Origin of the sequence: Streptomyces brasiliensis, from assembly GCF_014647875.1 — a bacterium.
Taxonomy (GTDB): Bacteria; Actinomycetota; Actinomycetes; order Streptomycetales; family Streptomycetaceae; genus Streptomyces; species Streptomyces brasiliensis.
In genome coordinates this window covers 1-17,635 of sequence record NZ_BMQA01000102.1, presented here as the reverse complement: position 1 = coordinate 17,635, position 17,635 = coordinate 1, and the positions used below count along the sequence as shown (strand labels likewise).

Annotated in this window: 18 protein-coding genes and 1 pseudogene; 11 read left to right on the top strand and 8 right to left on the bottom strand. The window is 69.1% G+C overall.

All coding sequences use genetic code 11. From position 1 onward, the window contains the following. Window positions 1-213: 213 nt before the first annotated feature. Genes IEZ19_RS52120 through IEZ19_RS52110 form a run of 3 tightly spaced genes read left to right on the top strand, consistent with a single transcriptional unit; the run spans window position 214 to window position 3,239 of the window. A complete protein-coding gene (locus IEZ19_RS52120) occupies window positions 214-1,599 on the top strand; it encodes a DUF4158 domain-containing protein (RefSeq protein ID WP_229841621.1) in 1,386 nt (461 codons plus the stop codon). 9 nt (window positions 1,600-1,608) lie between these two features. Beyond that, window positions 1,609-3,039 (top strand): Tn3 family transposase, encoded by a 1,431-nt coding sequence (locus IEZ19_RS52115; protein ID WP_229841620.1) that lies wholly within the window; start codon window positions 1,609-1,611, stop codon window positions 3,037-3,039. A gap of 11 nt (window positions 3,040-3,050) precedes the next feature. Continuing rightward, window positions 3,051-3,239 carry a hypothetical protein gene (locus tag IEZ19_RS52110; RefSeq protein WP_229841619.1) on the top strand — a complete coding sequence of 63 codons (189 nt, stop codon included), beginning with the start codon at window positions 3,051-3,053 and terminating at the stop codon, window positions 3,237-3,239. Window positions 3,240-3,411: 172 nt separating this feature from the next. On the opposite strand, the gene IEZ19_RS46285 is transcribed toward IEZ19_RS52110, so the two are convergent. Further along, a complete protein-coding gene (locus IEZ19_RS46285; RefSeq protein WP_189317394.1) occupies window positions 3,412-3,852 on the bottom strand; it encodes an Rrf2 family transcriptional regulator in 441 nt (146 codons plus the stop codon). Between the two features lie 76 nt (window positions 3,853-3,928). On the opposite strand from IEZ19_RS46285, the gene IEZ19_RS46280 reads away from it, so the two are divergent. Beyond that, window positions 3,929-4,996, top strand: a complete 1,068-nt coding sequence (locus IEZ19_RS46280; protein ID WP_229841618.1) for an oxidoreductase — start codon at window positions 3,929-3,931, stop codon at window positions 4,994-4,996. Window positions 4,997-5,369: 373 nt separating this feature from the next. Beyond that, window positions 5,370-6,095: a recombinase family protein gene (locus IEZ19_RS46275; RefSeq protein WP_229841617.1), complete on the top strand. Its 726-nt coding sequence runs from the start codon at window positions 5,370-5,372 to the stop codon at window positions 6,093-6,095. A 493-nt stretch (window positions 6,096-6,588) separates the two neighbouring features. On the opposite strand, the gene IEZ19_RS46270 is transcribed toward IEZ19_RS46275, so the two are convergent. Beyond that, the gene (locus IEZ19_RS46270; RefSeq protein ID WP_189317393.1) at window positions 6,589-7,995 is read right to left on the bottom strand and encodes an IS1380 family transposase; all 1,407 of its coding nucleotides are present in this window, start codon (window positions 7,993-7,995) and stop codon (window positions 6,589-6,591) included. 363 nt (window positions 7,996-8,358) lie between these two features. Between IEZ19_RS46270 and IEZ19_RS46265 the strand changes: the two genes are divergently transcribed. The 5 genes from IEZ19_RS46265 (at window position 8,359) to IEZ19_RS46245 (ending at window position 12,381) form a co-directional block, all read left to right on the top strand. Continuing rightward, entirely contained in the window at window positions 8,359-9,195 is an 837-nt protein-coding gene (locus IEZ19_RS46265; protein ID WP_189317392.1) for a mycofactocin-coupled SDR family oxidoreductase, read from the top strand. Window positions 9,196-9,224: 29 nt separating this feature from the next. Next, window positions 9,225-10,061: a mycofactocin-coupled SDR family oxidoreductase gene (locus tag IEZ19_RS46260; RefSeq protein WP_189317391.1), complete on the top strand. Its 837-nt coding sequence runs from the start codon at window positions 9,225-9,227 to the stop codon at window positions 10,059-10,061. A 19-nt stretch (window positions 10,062-10,080) separates the two neighbouring features. Beyond that, window positions 10,081-11,025 carry an AAA family ATPase gene (locus IEZ19_RS46255; protein WP_189317390.1) on the top strand — a complete coding sequence of 315 codons (945 nt, stop codon included), beginning with the start codon at window positions 10,081-10,083 and terminating at the stop codon, window positions 11,023-11,025. Window positions 11,026-11,091: 66 nt separating this feature from the next. Beyond that, window positions 11,092-12,003 carry a vWA domain-containing protein gene (locus tag IEZ19_RS46250; protein ID WP_189317389.1) on the top strand — a complete coding sequence of 304 codons (912 nt, stop codon included), beginning with the start codon at window positions 11,092-11,094 and terminating at the stop codon, window positions 12,001-12,003. A gap of 66 nt (window positions 12,004-12,069) precedes the next feature. Beyond that, window positions 12,070-12,381 (top strand): putative quinol monooxygenase, encoded by a 312-nt coding sequence (locus tag IEZ19_RS46245; RefSeq protein WP_189317388.1) that lies wholly within the window; start codon window positions 12,070-12,072, stop codon window positions 12,379-12,381. Between the two features lie 457 nt (window positions 12,382-12,838). On the opposite strand, the gene IEZ19_RS46240 is transcribed toward IEZ19_RS46245, so the two are convergent. From IEZ19_RS46240 to IEZ19_RS46215, 6 genes are all read right to left on the bottom strand, one after another. Beyond that, window positions 12,839-13,186, bottom strand: coding sequence for an Lsr2 family DNA-binding protein (locus IEZ19_RS46240; RefSeq protein ID WP_189317387.1), 348 nt, complete (start codon window positions 13,184-13,186; stop codon window positions 12,839-12,841). A gap of 127 nt (window positions 13,187-13,313) precedes the next feature. Continuing rightward, entirely contained in the window at window positions 13,314-15,374 is a 2,061-nt protein-coding gene (locus IEZ19_RS46235; RefSeq protein ID WP_373297167.1) for a TOTE conflict system archaeo-eukaryotic primase domain-containing protein, read from the bottom strand. 523 nt (window positions 15,375-15,897) lie between these two features. Next, on the bottom strand, window positions 15,898-16,134 hold the full coding sequence (locus IEZ19_RS46230) for a type II toxin-antitoxin system RelE/ParE family toxin (RefSeq protein ID WP_229841616.1): 237 nt from the start codon (window positions 16,132-16,134) through the stop codon (window positions 15,898-15,900). An 8-nt stretch (window positions 16,135-16,142) separates the two neighbouring features. Then, entirely contained in the window at window positions 16,143-16,412 is a 270-nt protein-coding gene (locus tag IEZ19_RS46225; RefSeq protein WP_189317384.1) for a type II toxin-antitoxin system Phd/YefM family antitoxin, read from the bottom strand. A gap of 283 nt (window positions 16,413-16,695) precedes the next feature. Then, window positions 16,696-17,022: a GNAT family N-acetyltransferase gene (locus IEZ19_RS46220; RefSeq protein WP_268248778.1), complete on the bottom strand. Its 327-nt coding sequence runs from the start codon at window positions 17,020-17,022 to the stop codon at window positions 16,696-16,698. Between the two features lie 30 nt (window positions 17,023-17,052). Beyond that, window positions 17,053-17,193, bottom strand: a complete 141-nt coding sequence (locus tag IEZ19_RS46215; RefSeq protein WP_189317383.1) for a hypothetical protein — start codon at window positions 17,191-17,193, stop codon at window positions 17,053-17,055. A gap of 256 nt (window positions 17,194-17,449) precedes the next feature. Between IEZ19_RS46215 and IEZ19_RS52100 the strand changes: the two are divergent. Then, window positions 17,450-17,635, top strand: a pseudogene (locus IEZ19_RS52100) (hypothetical protein); the annotation flags it as partial.

The window sequence follows — 17,635 nt, the reverse complement described above, 5'->3', positions numbered from 1 at the left end:
AGCTACCGACCGAGCACGCCCCGGCTCGAACACCGAGCGAGCGAGGTAAAAACACAAGCTGAGATGGGTTTGCGAAGCCGCCAGGCGGCTGGCTGGCCCACCCGTAGTTTCCAGACCAAAAACAACGCTAAGAACTGAGGGTTGATCAAGGTCTGTCCCGAGCCCTAGCGTCCCGTCCCGTTTGGTGACGGTCGATGCTCAGGTGGTGGGTTCGTGGCTACTCAGGACGTGTTCTCGGCGGAGGAACTGGCGCGGCTTCGGGGCTTCCCGGAGATCAACCGGGTTGAGCTGATCCGGTACTTCACGTTGACCGGTGCGGACGAGGCGTTCGTGCGCCAGTTCCGGACCGGCCGCAACGTGCTGGGCGTGGCGGTTCAGTTGTGCACGCTGCCGTGGCTCGGGTTCGTGCCCGATGAGGTGGCGTTGGCGCCGGACACGGCGGTGGGCCGGTTGTCGCAGCGGCTCGGGATCGCGATGGGTGAGCTGCGAGGGTACGGCGAGCGGGAGCAGACCCGCACGGATCATCTGCGCGAGGTGGCCGGCTACGCCGGCTGGCGGTCAATGGACACCGCGGAGTGGAAGGACCTCGACGAGTTCCTGTTCGCCCGGGCGATGGAGCACGACTCGCCAAAGCTGCTGTTCCGGCTGGCCTGCGAGTACCTGCTCTCGTCGCGCGTAGTCCGGCCCGGGGTGATCCTGCTGCTGCGCCGGGTGGCCGCGGCCCGGGCCCGCGCCCGGACGGAGACCTGGGCGCGGGTGCGGCACCTGCTCACCGACCGGCGGTGCGCCGAGCTGGACCTGCTCCTGGTCCCGGACGCCTATCTCGGCCGCACGCCGTTGGCGTGGCTGGGTGTGGGGCCGACGTCGTCGAGCCCGGCGGCGGTGAAGGCGGAGCTGGAGAAGCTGGCGTACCTGCGCCGGCTGGACGCGCACGCCCTGGATCTGTCGATGTTGCCCGCGGAGCGGCGCCGGTTCCGGGCCGGGGTCGGGCGGCGGCTGACCGGGCAGGCGTTGCAGCGGCGCGAGCCGGAGCGCCGGTATCCGATCCTGCTCACGGTGCTCGCGCAGTCGGCCGTCGACGTGCTGGACGAAACGCTGCTGCTGTTCGACCAGGCGATCAGCGGCCGGGAGGCTGCGGCGAAGCAGAAGGTCGCCGAGGCCGTGGCCGAGCGGGCCAAGGGCGGGGAGAACCGGCAGGCGCTGTTGGACGAGATCCTGACGATCGTGCTGGACACCGGGGTCGGCGACGAGCAGATCGGCGCCATGCTGCGGACCCGGATCGGGATGGAGCGGATGCGGGCGGCGTGGGCCGAGCGCCGCGAGCGGCTGCCGCGCGACCACGGCCAGCTGAGCATGCTGGATGCGTCGATGTCGTACCTGCGCCAGTTCGCCCCGGCCGTACTCACGGCGGTCCAGTTCGACGGCGGCCCGGGGACCGAACAATTGCTCCAGGCGGTGAGCATGCTGACCGCGCTGTACGCCACCGGCGCCCGCAAGGTTCCGGCTGGCGCCCCGGTCGGGTTCGTGCCGACGAAGTGGGCCGGCTACCTGGTCGCCGCGGAGCAGGCCGGCGACGTGACCGCGTACCGCCGGTACTGAGAGCTGGCCGTGCTGATCGGCCTGCGCGACGGGCTGCGCTCGGGTGACGTCTTCGTGCCCGGCTCGCGCCGGTACGCCGATCCGGCGTCATTCCTGCTCACGACCGAGGCGTGGGCGCCGCAGAAGGTGGAGTTCTGCCACCTGGACGGCAAGCCCGGCGAGCCGGCCGACGCGCTCGCGGCGGCCGACGACGAGCTGCACACCGCGCTGGCGGACCTGGAGGCCCAGCTGGCGAAGGGCAATCCGGGCGAGGTCCGGCTGACCGACGACGGCGAGCTGATCATCCCGCCGCTGACCGCCGAGGACGTCCCGGCCGAGGCGGACGCGCTGCGTGCGGAGCTGGCGGGGATGCTGCCGCGGGTGCCGATCGCGTCGGTGCTGGTGGAGGTCGACGCCCGGACCGGGTTCACCGATCACCTGGTCCACGCGGGCGGGAAGGTGAATCGGCCGGCCGAGCTCAAGCGCAACCTGCTGTACGTGATCATCGCGGAGGCCACGAACATGGGCCTGTCCGCGATGGCCGAGTCCTGCGGCGTGCCGTACGACGTGCTGGCCTGGACCGCTGAGTGGTACTTCCGGCCGGAGACCTTGGAAGCGGCCAACGCCGCGGTGGTCAACTACCACCACCGGCTGCCGCTGACCCGGGCGTTCGGCTCCGGCACTCTGTCGTCCTCGGGCGGGCAGCGGTTCCCGGTCAAGGGCAAGTCCATCACCGCCCGGCACCTGTCGCGGTACTTCGCCCGCGGGCAGGGCGTCTCCACCTACACCCACGTCTCCGACCAGCACTCGACCTTCGACACGAAGGTCATCGTCGCGACCGCACCGGAGTCGCACTACGTCCTCGACAGCCTGCTCGGCAACGAAACCGACCTGCCGACCTTCGAGCACGCCACCGACACCCACGGCGCCACCCTCGCCAACTTCGCCCTGTTCGACCTGGTCGGCAAGCAGCTCTCGCCGCGCATCCGCGACCTCGGGAAGATCACCCTGTACCGGACCGGGCCCCGCGCCGAGTTCCTCGATCGCTACCCACGCGCCGGCGCGCTGCTGACCCGCCGGCTGAACCTAGACCTGATCACGGACATGTGGGACGACCTGCTGCGGGTCGCCGCGTCCGTGCAGGGCGGGCACGCCACCGCGGCCCTGGTGGTCGGGAAGCTGTGCTCCTCGAAACGACAGCAGAACGCGCTGACCAGCGCGATCAAGGAGTACGGGGCACTGCGCCGCACCGTCTACGCCGCCCGCTACCTGGCCGACGAGACCTACCGGCGGCGGATCGCCCGCCAACTGAACAAGGGAGAGAACCTGCACGCCCTGCGCCGCTCCCTCGCCTACGCCAGCGAGGGAGCGCTCCGGCGCCGGCACCACGAGCAGCAGACCGAGCAGATGTGGTGCCTCACCCTCGCGACCAACGCGATCGTCTGCTGGTCCACGGAGTAGACGGCCTCGGCGTGGCCGGGCTGCACCGCACCGGCCGCCAGGTCGACGCTGAGGTCCTGGCGCACATATGGCCAATCCACCACGAGAACGTGCGCTTCTACGGCACCCACTCCGTCGACATCGACGGAGAACTCGCCCAGCTCGACACCGACGGCTACCGGCCACTGCGGCTGGCCGGCGTCGCCCCGCTGAGCAGTTGACCGCGCTCCGGGGAGTCTCAGCCTGACGGCCAGTGCTGGGAGCAATCCCAGGCGTGCAGCCGGTCGGTCTCGGCGCGCTCTCCTTCGGCGGAGGCCCAAAGCTCGACGCAGGGTGGCGGCGAGCGCGCCGAACGGCCGGACCCGGATGCGGCAGCGACCGGCCTGGCGATCCTCAGGCGGCCTCCGGCGGGAGCTTCCTGAGATCAGCCAGGCTGTCGGCCAGCGTCTTGCTCCCCAGCATAGCGAGGACGACGTCCTCGATTTCGTCCGTGAGCCCCCTGAAATAGCGGCACGCCTTCGTCGTGACCTCGCAGACATGCGGCACCTCGTCACGCTGATCCCAGATCCGCTTGCCTGCGACAGCTGAGCGGTAGATCTCGCTCAGCGTGATCTCCGATGCCGGCCGCCCTAGACCGAGCCCGCCGGTGCGGCCGCGGACGGAGGTCACCAGTCCGTCATGCACGAGCGGCACGACCAGTGCCCGCACGAAGCTCGGGTTGTTGTCCAGCTTGGATGCCAGTTCGGTCGAGCTGACCGTCGGCCTTCCCGACTCGGCGGCGTCGGCGATCAGCATCATCATGATCAGCGTCGTGGGGAACCTCAGGTCGAACACGCGAGCCCACCCTTCCCGGCCCAGATATGCAAGTTTGACACTTGCGATTATCCGGAGTCATACGTAAGTTTCAGACGTGCATATTACTTCACCGGGCCAGAGCCCTGCCACGACCGACAACCTGCTCACCCCCGTGCGGGTCGGCGCCCTGGAGCTGCCCAACCGCCTCGTGATGGCGCCCATGACCCGCAAGCGCGCCGACGAGGACGGCGTTCCCCAGCCCGTCATGGCGCAGTACTACGCCCAGCGCGCGTCGGCCGGACTGATCATCACCGAGTCGGCAGCCGCGATCCCGTTCGGCGCCGGGTACGGCTCCCTGGTCGGATTCTTCGACGAGCGCCAGGAGCCGGCGTGGCGCAAGATCGTGGACGCCGTCCACGCCGAGAGCGGCCGCATCGCCCTCCAGCTATGGCACGTCGGACGGGCGCGCACTGAGCAGGACGGCCTCGGCAAAGGCCGCAACTGGGTCATCACCGAGGAACTCCGTCCCGAACGCCTCACCGAGGACGAGGTGCGAGCCATTCCCCGAGACTTCGGCGCGGCAGCACGTCGCGCCCGTGAACTCGGATTCGACGCCGTGGAACTGCACGCCGGTACCGGCAACCTGATGGACCGATTCCTGCGTTCCACCAGCAATCGACGCGCCGACGACTACGGCGGCTCGGCCGCCAGCCGCGTGCGAGTGCTGTTCGAGTCGCTCGCCGCCATCGCCGCAGAGATCGGTGGCGACCGCACCGGCCTGAAGATCAGCCCGGTCTGGCAAGTGGACGGGCGCCCCGACCCGACCGGCCGGGAATCGTTCGCCTATCTGCTGGGGCGGCTCGCCGAGGTCGACCTGGCCTACCTGCACGTCAACCGGGCCACCGAGGAGGACCTGCGTGTAGGCGCCGACGCGAGCATCACGCTCGAGTGGCTGCGGGAGCACTGGGCCGGCACCTTGCTCGCGGCGGGCGGTTTCGACCGCGAGCAAGGCGAGCAGGCCATCGCCAAAGGACTGGCCGACGCGGTCGTCTACGGCCGGCCGTTCCTCGCCAACCCCGACCTGCCCGCCCGCTACGGAGCCAGGGCACCGCTCAACCCCCTGAATCGGGAGACGCTCTACAGCAACACCGGCGAAGGTCTCATCGACTATCCATCGCTGTGACGCGGCAGGCAGACGGCGGCATGGCAGCCGGAAAACGCATCCCGGCCGAGTAGCGCACGAAGGCCGCATCTCATCGGGGCTCCGATCCACGTCGTTGGCCGAACGGATCGGGGCCCCGGCGGCGATGGGACGCAGGACTCCCGCTCGTTGCCCGGAGCCAACTTCTCTCACCGAATCTGATCCGCCGAAGATCCGCGGCTCTTGGGCCGGATCAGCTTCGGTGAGAGCCTGCACGCAGTGTCTGATAATCGAACGTTTTCCGGACAAGATCAAGAACTGCCATCCGGGCCGGTCGGCAGTGTCCGAGAAACCCGTCTGGAAAGTCGGTGGGTCCAACAAGGCGATCACGGGTTTCTCGGACACCCTGGACGGCGTGACCGCCACCCCCGCCGAAGGCGATCTACTGCTGCCCACCTCGCTCGCCGGCGTGCTCGTCGGCTACGGCCGCGTCTCCACCCGCGAGCAGAACCTCGCCCGCCAGCAGACCGCGCTCACCGCGGCCGGCTGCTCGAAGTGCTTCTTCGACAAGGCCAGCGGCAAAAACGCCGACCGGCCCGAGCTGACCAAGACGTTCGAGTACATCCGGCCCGGTGACGCGCTCACCGTCGTCTCCCTCGACCGGCTCGGCCGCTCCCTGGAAGACCTGATCACTATCGTCGGCCGGCTCAAGCGGCTGGGCGTCGGCTTCCAGTCCCTACACGAGAAGCTCGACACCACGACCCCGGGCGGGATGTTCGTCTTCCACGTCTTCGCTGCCCTGGCCGAGTTCATCCGCACCATCATCGTGGCCAACACCAACGAAGGCCTGGCCGCCGCCCGTGCCGCCGGCCAGCGCCTCGGCCGCCCGCCGGCAATGACCTCGGAGAAGGTCGCGTACGCGCTGCAGCTGCTCGACGAGCCCAACCGGACGATGACCTCGATCGCCAAGCTGCTCGGTGTCTCCCGCAGCACCCTCTACACCGCGCTGCCCGAGCTGCAGGCCGCCAAGCGCAATCGCGGCGGTCTGGCCGACGTCCTCGCCCAGCTGCCGCCGGATTCGCGGCCCGGGCCGCCGACAGCCGACAAGTACGACGCCCTGCTCGGCCGGACCGGACGGTGACGGCGACGACCTCGAATCCCACGTACCGGGATCACGGAAAACGGCGACTCGGTCGTCCAGCAGCCCGCCACCTCACGGCAACGCCCCAGGTAAGCGCCTAGGTCGACTTCTTAGCGTTGTTTTTGGTCTGGAAACTACGGATGGTCCTGGCTGTCTCCGTGCCCGGGCCACCCGCCCTTGAGCTATTGGAACTGGCTCTGTTCAGCGGTGCGTGGAACCCGAGATGAGCACCCGGTGCCAGGCATCCCGGGCGCGAACCGGCTGCCAAGGAAGCCGCTTTCGAGGTCTGAGGAAGACTCCGGCCGGCCCAGGGACGGGTTCGGCTGGGGGAGAGGTCTAACCTCGCTGTTTCGGTTGCGATGACGAGACGTCTCTGATCATCAACTGCTGGACGTTCGAGGCGTCTTCTGTCTCTTGGGCATGGCGAAGTCCCGGCGCGGTGGTCGGGTTCTCCGTGGTCCTTGAGGTCGTGGGCGGATGGGACGGGTAGCTGTCAGCCGGCTGGGCGGGGCAGGGCGGCGAGCCGGTGGAAGGCCGTGGTCAGTTCGTGTCTCCAGGGCCAGGTCGCGGAGATTCGCAGTCGTAGGCGGCGGCCGCCGCGGGTGAGGCGGGCTGCGACATGCAGGATCCGGTAGCGCAGTTTTCTAGGCTCGGCGCCGGCCAGTTCACCGTCCAGCAGCAGGATCCTCGTCCAGGCGAGCAGGTCGATCGCGGTCAGCGACAGTTCTAGCCAGGCGGCGTTGATCTGGAAGCGACGAGAAGGGAAGCGGTCGAAGCCGGTGGTCTTGCCTGTCCGAATGTGGTCCTCGACGGTGGCGTGTCCGCGGTGGCGGACTTCCAGGAACTGGACCGAGCCACCGCCGGAGAACGGGGTGTCGGTGAGGAGGACCTGGTGACGAAGGCCCTCGTCCTGGTCGAACAGGGACAGCTGAGCGCCGGGATGCGGGCGCTCGCGTCGCACGATCATGCGGGTGCCGGTCGGGTAGCCCGGCAGGTCGACCATGCCGGTCAGCTCGGCGACCTCGGCCCCTGCCCGCAGACTGCCGTCCTGGTCGAGGGCCGGGTGCCAGAGCCGGTCGGGGATGGCCCGGATCGCGCGGCGGACCGGTTCGGTAATCGCGTAGCCGACGGAGAAGTACGTTCTCATTCCTCTATCGCGCAGGCTGCGGACGTGGGCGAGGAAGGTCTTGGCGCATCCGGCGCTGTCCGCGCGGATGAGGAGGTCGGTGCCGTACCGGTGGGCGTCGGGGACCTGGGTGAGCGCATCGTCCAGGACCGCTATGTGATCACTGGCGGTGTTCGCTCCGGCGTTCCCGGGCCGGAGTCGCCCCGCCAGGGCTTCGCCGGTGTTGGCCAGGAAGCACAGCAGCGGGTGGTAGCCGAAGCCGCCCTTGTAGGTCGGCGCGGCCTGCTCCTTTTCGGAGTGGCAGGTGATCAGTGTGGCGTCGAGGTCCAGGACCAGACCGGGCAGTTCGCGTCCTCCAGCCCGTGCGGTGGGTATGCCCCCGCTCGTCTCGGCGGCCTGCAGCCACGCGGTCTCCCGGGCACGAGAACGTGCCGATCGCAGCCGGGCCAGCACCCTCTCGTCGGCGTCGGCGAGCAGTCGCCACGCGGTGGGCGTGGAGGCCACCGGCCCGAACACCTCGCCCTGGTCCCGCAGCACGGCCAAGTCAGTGATGGTCTCGCCGCCGTTGGCGAGCGTCACCGCCAGATCGACGGCGACCCGGCCGGGATCATGGCCGGTCCCACGCGGCCGCAGCGGACCCAGCACGGTGGAGTACGCACTCGTCAACCCGGTTGCATCGGCGAGATCGGCCAGCAGACGTGCTCCGGCATGCCCGACCACCCCCGTTCCGTCAGCAGAGACATGAACCCGGGGACGCGAACCGATAGCCTTCACGCAGAAAGTGCCTTCCACTTGGACCGATAGAACCCCTCGACAAGGTTCATCGTCCCAGTTCAGAAGGCACTTTCGCGTTCCCGGCCACCGCTCGACTCCGCCCCAACCGAAACGGCGAGGCTAATGGTCACGGTTCTTGAAACCAATCCATCCGTTCTTGGCTTCCGTGGGGGTCTGGCGGAGCAGCTCTTCGGCTGTCTCTTGATTGCCTCCGGTCCGCTGCCGTCTGCCCGTGGGGGTTGCCATGCCCCATGGCCGCACGGCGAGGCCGCGGCTGCCCGGAGGGTTTACTTATGTCACACCGCGCCATAACCTCGGCGAGCGGCGATCTAGATGTCAGCGTCGACGTCAGGAGGGCTTCTCATGGGGCGAGTTGAGGGCAAGGTCGCGTTCATCACCGGAGCCGCCCGCGGCCAGGGCCGCAGCCATGCGGTCAGGCTGGCGCAGGAGGGCGCGGACATCATCGCGGTGGACGTCTGCGAGGACGTGCCGAGCGCCGGCTATCCGGGGGCCACCGAAGAGGATCTCGCGGAGACCGTGAGCCAGGTGGAGGCGCTGGACCGCCGGATCGTGGCGGCGAAGGCGGACGTGCGGGACCTCGCCCAACTCCAGAAGGCGGTCGCCGAGGGCGTCGCCCAGCTCGGACGGCTCGACATCGTGGCGGCGAACGCCGGCATCGGGGTTAGTCCGGCCACGGCCGAGAACATGGGCGAGGAGGCCTGGCGCGATGTGATCGACATCAACCTGACGGGCGTCTGGAGGACCGCCAAGGCGGCGATCCCGCACATCCGGGCGGGCGGGAATGGCGGGTCGATCACCATCACCAGCTCCGAGGCTGGGCTGCGTGCCTACCAGAACGCCGGGCACTACGTCTCAGCCAAGCATGGCGTGGTGGGGCTGATGCGCACGCTCGCCCTCGAGCTGGCGCCCGAGAGTATCCGCGTCAACAGCATCCATCCGACGCAGGTCGACACGGACATGATCCACAACGACATGACGTACAAGCTGTTCCGTCCCGACCTGGAGCACCCGACCAAGGAGGACTTCGCCGAAGCGTCGCGGGGTGTCATCGCGCTGCCCATCCCGTGGGTGGACCCGGTCGACATCTCCAACGCGATTGTCTGGCTGGCCTCGGACGAGGCCCGCTACGTCACCGGCGTCACACTGCCGGTCGACGGCGGCGATTTCCTGAAGAAGTGAAGAAGTTCTCGGAATAGGGAGGGTACGCAATGGCGCGTGTAGCAGGGAAGGTGGCGTTCGTCACCGGAGCGGCCCGGGGGCAGGGCCGCAGCCACGCACTGCGGCTGGCGCAGGAAGGCGCCGACATCATCGCGATCGACATCGCGTCGCAGATCGACTCTGTGCCGTACAGGATGGCGACCCCCAACGACCTGGCCGAGACAGCGCGGCAGATCGAGGAACTCGACCGGCGTGTGGTGACGGCTCAGGCGGACGTGCGGGACTTCGCCGCAGTGCGCAAGGCGGTCGACGAAGGCGTCGCCCAACTCGGACGGCTCGACATCGTGGTGGCCAACGCGGGCATCTTCAGCTACGGCACGCTGGCTGACCTGGACGAGGCGACGTTCACCGACATGATCGACGTCAACCTGACTGGGGTGTGGCATACCGTCAAGGCGGCGATCCCGCACCTCAAGGCGGGTGGCCGGGGCGGAGCCATCATCCTGACCAGCTCGACGGCGGGGCTCTCCGCGATGGAGAACATCGGGCACTACGCCGCCGCCAAGCACGGCGTCGTCGGACTCATGCGCACACTCGCCCTCGAGCTGGCACCAGAGAGTATCCGAGTCAACAGCGTGCACCCCACGTCCGTCGACACCGGCATGATCCAGAACGCGGCCACCTACGCCCTGTTCGCCCCCGACCTTCCCGAGAGCGAGCGCACCCGGGAGAACCTCGCGGAGCGGTACGCGACCATGACCGCGCTGCCGATCCCGTGGGTGGACCCGGTCGACATCTCCAACGCGATTGTCTGGCTGGCCTCGGACGAGGCGCGATACGTCACCGGTGTCACGCTGCCCGTCGACGCCGGCCAGCTCCTGAAGTGACCACACGAGGACGAGGACGATGACCACGCCGAGAACACTCCGGGACACCCTGGCGACCCTGTCCGGTGTCACGGCGACGCGGGCGCGGATCGCCTCGCACCTGGTCGGTCGTGAGCGCGAGCTGGAACTCGCGCTCGCGGCCGTCGCCGCCGGGCGGGATCTCGTCCTGGAGGGCCCGCCCGGCACCAGCAAGACCACCCTGCTGAAGGCGATCACCGAGGAGTGGGGCATCCCGCTGGTGTTCGTCGAGGGCAACGCCGATCTGACGCCTGCCAAGCTCGTCGGCCACCACAAACCCTCCCGCGTGCTGCGGGAGGACTACAGCGCCGACAACTTCGTGGCCGGCCCCCTCGTGCAGGCGATGCGGTCGGGCGGCTTTCTCTACATCGAGGAGTTCAACCGGGCCCCGGAGGACACGCTCAACACGCTCCTGACGGCGATGGCCGACCGCGCGGTCGAGGTGCCCCGCGTCGGCCGGATCGTGGCCGAGCCGACCTTCCGCGTCCTCGCCTCAATGAACCCCTACGACAACGTCGGCACCACACGGCTGTCGACCAGCATCAGCGACCGCCTCAATAGGATCGTTGTCGACTACCAGGACGCCGCCGCCGAGGAGGACATCGTCGTCCTGCGCACCGGACTGGCCGGCGAACTCGCCCGGCGGATCATGCCCGACGCCGTCGCAGTGGTCCGGGCCACCCGCGACCGTGCGGACGTGCGGCAAGGCAGCAGCGTCCGGGGCGCGATCGACTGCGCCCTCGTCGTATGGGAGCTCGCGGGCCTGCGCGGCCTCACCCGGCCCGACGACGAGCGCTATCCTGAGACGTTCTACGACGCGATGACCGTGTGTCTGTCCGGCCGGATACGGCTCGACGAGGCGGCCGAGACAACCCCCGAACGCGTCCTGCGTGAGATCTGGGAGGACCGCTTCATCCTGGACCCGGCCCGAGCGGAGCCCGGATGAAGAGCGGTTGCGGCCGACTCGCCCGTGCGACGGGAGACCGCCTCGGCGGGCCCTGTGATACGGCCCATGCGCCGTATCCCCAAGAAGCTCGACGAGGATCCGCTGGTTTTCGAAGCCGTACGAGGCGCCGGTGGCATGCTGCTGCGCGCCCGGCCGGACGCGCGCGCCGCGACAGGCCCGTCGCCGACCGGCTCGGGGACCGTGTTCACGGACGAGCAGGCCCAACTCCTGGCCATCGAAGGTGACATGAGCGTAGAGCTGGCGGTCCACGCGCGTGCCCGCGAGATCGCCGCGCGGCTCTCGCTTCCCAGACCCAAGCCGACCGGAGCCGCGCGCCGCGGCGGCGGGCAGCTCCTCAGCCTCCCCTACCGGGGCCGCAGCGACGACATCGACATCGACCGGACGCTGGAGAGCCTCGCCGAGCGCCCCTTTCCGGAGGACGGCGACATCTTCGTTCTCGAACGCGTCCGGCCGCGCCGATGCGTCGTACTCGCCGTTGACCTGTCGGGGTCGATGAAGGGCGAACGGGTGCGTACGGCCGCAGCGTCCGTCGGCGCTCTCGCGGCGGAGCTGGCGCGCGACGCCCTCGCCGTCATCGCGTTCTGGTCGGACGCGGCCGTGCTGCTCAACTTGGGCGAAACGATCAGGCCGCTGGAGCTGCTGGATGCGATGCTGCGGATCCCCGCCCGAGGACTCACCAACGTCGCCTTCCCGCTGGAGCTCGCCGCGGCCAGGCTGGCATCGGTGCCCGCCCCCAGTGCGCGAGTCCTGCTGTTGTCCGACTGCGTCCACAACGCGGGCCCCGACCCACGCCCGGTGGCAGCCCAGTTGCCCCGGCTGGACGTGCTGCTTGACACGAGCGGGGAGAACGACGTCGAACTCGGCACCGAGATGGCCCGCCTCGGCCGGGGCACCTGCCGCACGGTACGCACCCACCATGACATCGCACCGGCACTGAGCGATATCTTCCGCACCTGACAACGCGCGCACTGCCGGACACCGCCCGCTCCGCACAAAGAGCCACCACCGCAGGAGGAAAGCCCCATGAGCATCGTCATCGTCGCCACCATCCGTCCCCGGCCCGAGACACGCGCCGACGTCATCGCCGCACTGGAGCGGGTCATTCCCCGCGTCCACGCCGAAGACGCGGGCTGCGAGCTGTACGCGCTGCATGAGGCCCCCGACCGGCTCGTCATGGTGGAGAAATGGGCCGACCAAGCTGCGCTGGACGCTCACTCTCGCAGCGACGCTTTCCGGCAGCTCACCGCCGACCTGGACGGCAAGCTCGCCGACCGCCTGGAGGTCCATACCCTGGACCCGCACCCGGCCGGAACCGCGCAGCAGGGAACCCTGTGAGCACCCACCATGTAGGGACCGCGGCTTCGTGAGCGCGGGTTCCTGCGGAAGCGTTGGAATCCGCGCGTGATGAGTACCGCTTGTTTCGGATGATCACGAGCAGGGTTCCGCCGGAAGGTCCTCGGCGGTTACCGCGGGTGGCGGTTTTCGGTCTCGGCCTGTGGGATCGGGGTTAGCAGGGTTTCGGGGGTGGTGTGTTGTTGATGATTCTTCGTGGGGAGCTTGGGGTGACGTGGTGCATCAGTGGTTGCGGGGGTCTCCGGTTTCAAATCGGGATCCCCAGCTACGGATAGCGATGGGTCAGGGGCGGGGGGCTGTCCACGGATTCCTGTTGCACTCCTCTGCGCCGAAGTCAGAGGCCGAGCACGAGGGGGTACTTCGAGACGTGGCTGCCTGCGTGCGGTACAGGAGTGGGTGAGCCGACCGTGGCAGCCTGGGCTGGACACCGATGCGTTATCTACGGGGCGCGGTGGTCTTGTTCGTTCGTGGCGGGGTGGGCGGCGTGCCAGGCTTCCCAGATTTCTGCACGGAGCCTGCCTCGCGGTGGTACGTCCATGCCCTGTTCGCGGGCCCAGGCCCGTACCTCCGCCACGCTCGGCGCCGCGGCCGAAGGGTGTGGCTGGCGGGCGGCGGGGACAGGGGCGCGGGGTGGTGTGGGTGGGAGGTTCCCGGGGGTGGTTGTGGTGAATCCGCGGCGTTCGAGGATGCGGCGGCGTTTGTGGTGCATGCGTTCCAGTAGGGGGACGTCGGCGTCGAGGTAGTCATGGGCTTCGACGTGGGACTTGCGCTCTTCGGTGTTGCGCATGATTCGGCCGACCTACTGGATCACTCGTCCCCTGAACGAGATGGGGCTGGTGAGGAAGAGGGTGTCGAGGCGTGGTGCGTCGAAGCCTTCGCCGGCGAGTTTGTCGATCGCGAGCAGCACCAGAGGCTCATTGTGTTCCTCGGTCAGGGCTGCGCGGACTCGGACTCGGGCTCGTTCGGTCGGCGGCATGCCGCCGTGCAGGACGAGCGGGGTGATCCCGTGGGGCCGGAGGGCTTCGGTGAGTTGTTGGAGGTGTTCGAGGCGGTTGGTCAGTGCCAGGCTGCACCGGCCGCGACGGGTGGCGTCGGCGATGTCCGCGGCGATCAGTTGGTTGCGGGCGTCGTGGTGGGCGAGTTCGTTGTAGATGGCCTGGATGGGGGGCGCCGTCGGTGCCCGGTTCGTCGGTGGTGAAGGTGGTGGCGTGCACGATGAGGTGCTTGGCGAAGGTGCTGGCATCGTCGATCTCGTGGCGGATCGGGCCGCACTGCATCGTGATCACCGGGTCCATCTGGTCCGCCCGGTAGGGGGTGGCGGACAGCCCGATCCACCGCGGGGCCTTCGCGCGGCGGATCGCCCCTTCGGCACCGGGTGCGCCGACGGCGTGGCACTCGTCCACGATGACCAGTCCGTAGCCGTCGAGCAGGCCGTTGGGGGCGTCGCGGTGGGACAGCGTCTGCAGCATGATCAGGTAGACGGCGTGGCCGCGGCGGTCCTTGCCCCCGCCGAGCGAGCCGACGTGGCCGTCTGCGAGGTCCAGGAACGCGGCCAGCCGGTCCTTCCACTGGGTCAGCAGCTCCGCCCGGTTCACGATCACGGCGGTCGGGGTGCGGTGGCGGGCGATGAGGGCGCAGGCCATCACGGTCTTGCCGGAGCCGGGCGGCGCGACCAGGGTGCCCGCCGGGTGCTTGGCCATTGCGTTCACGGCCTGCTGTTGGGTGGGGGTGAGCACGCCGGTGAACTGGGCAGTGATCGGGACGGGTTCGGGCAGGTCGCTGGTGATGGTGAGGGTGCCGCCAGCGGCAGCGATGAGCCCTGTGGCCTCGTCCGCCAGGCCCCGGGGCAGCCTCAGCCATTTGGGGTCGCAGGCGTCGAAACAGCAGACGAGGCGCGGGGTGTTGAAGGTGGAGAAGCGCTGGTTCTGCTTGCGGTAGAACTCCGGGTTGTGGAACGACGCGGCGTGCTTGAGCGCGGCCAGCAGCTGCGGCGGCAGCCCGGCCGTGGAGATCGCCAGCATCGCCGAGAGTCGGGCCTCAACGCGCGCGGGCGCCTTGCCGAGGGCCTTGCGGCGAGGCCGGGCCCCCAACTGAGGGGTGGTCGGGGACGGACCGGCCTTGACCGGGCCGAGCTTGTCAACGAACACCTCAACATCGGCCGGAGCCAGCCGCTCGGTCCGCGACAGGTGGGCGAACTGGTTTGGATACGGCTGCCAGGTGTCAGGGTCCACGAAGACGGTGGTGCCCTTGGCACGGGAGACACCGTGCAGCGGCAGCGCGATCAGGTTGCCGAACCGGAAGCTGCCCTTGGCCTGGGTCGGTAGGAAGTCCTGGGCGGGAAAGAGCCGGTCGTAGCTGGACAGCGCCATCTGCCCGCGGGAGTCGATCGCCCGGCGCAGCAGTGCCATCCCCAGGGCGCGGGCGGTAGCCGCGGCGACCGCGGCGGTGAAGAACGTCCAGGCGTGCGCGCCCTTGCCGGATCGGGAGATCTCGAGCAGGGCGGGGATTCCTGCCTCGCGGCAGACCGTGACGTACGCGCTCGCGTCGGCGCGCCAGTCGCTGCCGTCCTTGCCGTCGAAGTCGCACACCAACAGGCGGCAGGTGTCGTCGAGCGGGTACAGCCCGATGTGCAGCTCGCTGCGGCCCTGCCGGGTCGGGTCAAGATGGTGGTAGACGGTCTCGTCGGTCAACGGCCAGAACACCCGGTCGGCTTCGGTCTTGTTCTTGTCGAACGGGTTGTCCTCGGCCGGACTCCACCCCGTGCGGCCGGACTTGGCGCTCACCCACCGCTTGGCGTACACGTCCTCGCGGCCTGCGAACAGGGCCCGGAACAGGATGATCTTCGCCTCGGCGCTGGAGGAGGCATCCGCATACGGCAGCCCACCGGTCCCGACTGGTGGCGGTGGGGGGCGGGCTCGGAAACAGGCGGCATGCCGGCAGGTACGGTCCGGATGTCTCGGCCAAGGAGGCTGCACAGCCGGGCGTTGTCAGCTCTCAGCCGGGCGATCTCCTCGTGTAGCTCTGCGTTCTCCTCCAGCGCCACGTCGAGACGGATGCGCAACTCGTCGGGATCGAAGCAGTCGGACCAATCCTCCACGCTCCCATGATCCAGACTGCGCGTGCGTCACGCAGCGAAAGCAGTCAGGTTTCCCTCTCCCGGCGGCCCTGCTCCAGGGGCCGCTGGAAGTTCGGACGGGTCTTGTCGGCGGTGTGGAGGATCTCGGTGGCCTCACGGAGGAAGTCGTGTCCGTGTGGGGTGGTGGGGGCGAGGGGGGTGGCGGAGCGGTCGATGATCTGGAATCCGGCGGCCTTTTCGATCTATGTGAGCCCGGCCGTACGAAAGCCGTCCCGGTGGCACGGGGGAACACCACCGGGACGGCTCCGCTCAGCGTAGATGCGCCACCGTGGGTGGCACGTCTGAGGCGCGCTCCGGCTGGCCCGCCAAGGCCTCAAGATCGCCTCATGGCTCCTTCGGTAGGTGCCTGGGGCACGCTCTCCCTACGCGGTGAAGCCGACGTGTTCGATGTGGAGCGTGCGGTGGGCGTCGTCGATGCGGTACAGGATGCGCCGACGGCCCACCCGCAGGCGGCGGTGGCTGGTTCCCCACGGGGTGCTGCTGGGCGGCTTCGGGTCCTCGGTCAGCAGGTCCGTGGCGGCGAACACGTCGCTGAGGATGTCGGGGTGCTCTTCCAGGAAGCGGACCGTGGCGTTGACGGCGGTCGGCTCCCAGGTCACCGTCCAAGTCACCGAGCTTTGCCGCGCTGAGCGGCCTGCTCGAACAGTGCCCGCGCCTCAGCGTTGGGCACCGGGGCGGCCTTGGCGCCGAGGGCGCGGTCGCGCTCCAGGCGGGCGAGGGCGAGGGCATCTTCCATGTCCTCCAGCTCCGCGGGGGAGATGAGGACGGCGGCGGGCACGCCACGGTCGGTGAGGACGACGCGCTCGTGCTGCGCCGCGCGCCGGGCCAGCTCGCCGAGCTGGGCGCGCGCTTCCGTGATCGGATAGGAAATCGTCATGCATCTACTGTACAGCTAGTGTGCACTGCTGGGACAGCGACCGGACGCGGGTGTCGATTCGGGGGTGTTACGTAGCTGGTGTACGGGATGGTGCCTGATCCGGCCGGGATCTCGCCGCACCCGTCACCCGCCTCACCGTTCTGTGCGCCCACCCTTCGCCCCCGATTCGCCCATCCGTACTTGGACTCAGTACCCGATCAAGGCTGCATGAGGAGTCCACCGGGACTCTGCCGCTGCGCATGCAGCGGCATTATCGAGGCGGGCACCGATCCGGACTGCGCCGTCACCCCGAGACGGGCATGACCAGCGTCTTCACGAAGTCGACGGCGCCTTCGCGCTGGTAGAAGCGCAGGGCGCCATCGTTTCCTGCGATGACGGAGATCTTCATAACCTGGACACCCGACCCGGCGAGACGCTCACGCGCGGCCCTGACAAGGGCCTGCCCAACTCCGGCACCGCGAGCCTCGTCATCGACCACGAGGGTTTCCAGCACGCCGACTTGGTCCCCCCACTGCCATGATCCCGGGGCATCGATGATGCGCACGACCGCATAGCCGAGCAGCTGATTCCCGTCCCGAGCGACCAGTACCGCGGTGAGCGGCTCCTGCAGCCACTCGAGGTACTGTCCCCGCCGCAGACGCTACGAGTCCTCGGGCGAGCGAACTGCGCCGAGAGCCGCCAGGTGTGCCGCCTCCCGGCTGTGGTGGGCCAGGAGCTGCCGCCAAAGGCGCTCCAGGCGGTCGACCTCGGAAGAAGGCAGGACGTCGATCACGGGATTCATGCCAGGGAGCGTAGCCAGCGAAGGCTCCTCGGCCCCAATCGATTACCTGGTCAACCATCCGAGCAGAGCCACTAGCCGAGTCCTAGGGGCACGACCTCGAGCGTTGCTACGCCTACAGCGACTCGGTGACCGACGTGCCGGTGTGCTGGAGTTTGTAGACCAGCGTGTCGGCGAACTCAGCTCCCTCATCGGCTAGTTCGGAGAAGGCTTGTTGTGCATCTCCTGCGACCACGTGGAAGGTATGTGTGGGCGGAGTGTGCAGGCCGGGACGCACCCCGGCGAGCCGTGCTTCCAGGCCTATGGGGAGACGCCGCCGGCCGGGTCGCTGCGCTGGTTGTACGGCTCCTGGACTCCGGTCGACCCGGGTAGCGGTCCGGCCGCCATCCGCGGCTGGTACGAACCCAGCGAGTGGAGCTTCGTTCGCCTGCTTCTTCGGGCTGAG

Bases quoted from the DNA above. Each gene is read 5' to 3' on its own strand.
- IEZ19_RS46265 (WP_189317392.1), top strand. From the start codon at position 8,359: ATGGGGCGAGTTGAGGGCAAGGTCGCGTTCATCACCGGAGCCGCCCGC.
- IEZ19_RS46260 (WP_189317391.1), top strand. From the start codon at position 9,225: ATGGCGCGTGTAGCAGGGAAGGTGGCGTTCGTCACCGGAGCGGCCCGG.
- IEZ19_RS46255 (WP_189317390.1), top strand. From the start codon at position 10,081: ATGACCACGCCGAGAACACTCCGGGACACCCTGGCGACCCTGTCCGGT.
- IEZ19_RS46250 (WP_189317389.1), top strand. From the start codon at position 11,092: ATGCGCCGTATCCCCAAGAAGCTCGACGAGGATCCGCTGGTTTTCGAA.
- IEZ19_RS46245 (WP_189317388.1), top strand. From the start codon at position 12,070: ATGAGCATCGTCATCGTCGCCACCATCCGTCCCCGGCCCGAGACACGC.
- IEZ19_RS46240 (WP_189317387.1), bottom strand. From the start codon at position 13,186: ATGCGCAACACCGAAGAGCGCAAGTCCCACGTCGAAGCCCATGACTAC.
- IEZ19_RS46225 (WP_189317384.1), bottom strand. From the start codon at position 16,412: ATGACGATTTCCTATCCGATCACGGAAGCGCGCGCCCAGCTCGGCGAG.
- IEZ19_RS46215 (WP_189317383.1), bottom strand. From the start codon at position 17,193: ATGAATCCCGTGATCGACGTCCTGCCTTCTTCCGAGGTCGACCGCCTG.